Annotated in this window: 1 protein-coding gene; it reads right to left on the bottom strand. The window is 47.9% G+C overall.

Annotation, left to right across the window (positions count from 1 at the left end; genetic code table 11):
- Nucleotides 1–146: 146 nt before the first annotated feature.
- On the bottom strand, nucleotides 147–329 hold the full coding sequence (locus MiSe_RS49905; RefSeq protein ID WP_226595052.1) for a hypothetical protein: 183 nt from the start codon (nucleotides 327–329) through the stop codon (nucleotides 147–149).
- Nucleotides 330–426: the final 97 nt, after the last annotated feature.

Here is a 426-nt window from a genome sequence, read left to right as displayed (position 1 = left end):
TTGATGCAAAACATTTGTCTATGCCGTGCCCTGGGTGTAGGGGCACGGCATTAAATATTTTGCCCCGATTAAAAACATTTGTCTATGCCGTGCCCTGGGTGTAGGGGCACGGCATTAAATATTTTGCCTTGATTAAAAACATTTGTCTATGTCTTGCCCTGGGTGTAGGGGCACGGCATTAAATATTTTGCCTTGATGCAAAACATTTGTCTATGCCGTGCCCCTACTGTCCCCTTTCGCCTTTGCTGAAAACTTGCTCGTGTTATCAGAAATGCGCCCAGTTGGATTTGTAGCAGTAAAGGCACGGCATCAACCATTTTTGCACTCATTAACAACATTGGTTGCCCGCCGTGCCCCAGGCACGGCATCAACCATTTTTGCACTCATTAACAACATTGGTTGCCCGCCGTGCCCCAGGCACGGCAT

This window comes from Microseira wollei NIES-4236 (assembly GCF_020521235.1).
Taxonomy (GTDB): domain Bacteria; phylum Cyanobacteriota; class Cyanobacteriia; order Cyanobacteriales; family Aerosakkonemataceae; genus Microseira; species Microseira wollei.
Note: the sequence above shows the minus strand (reverse complement) of the source record. Positions and strands in the feature narration are given on the sequence as shown.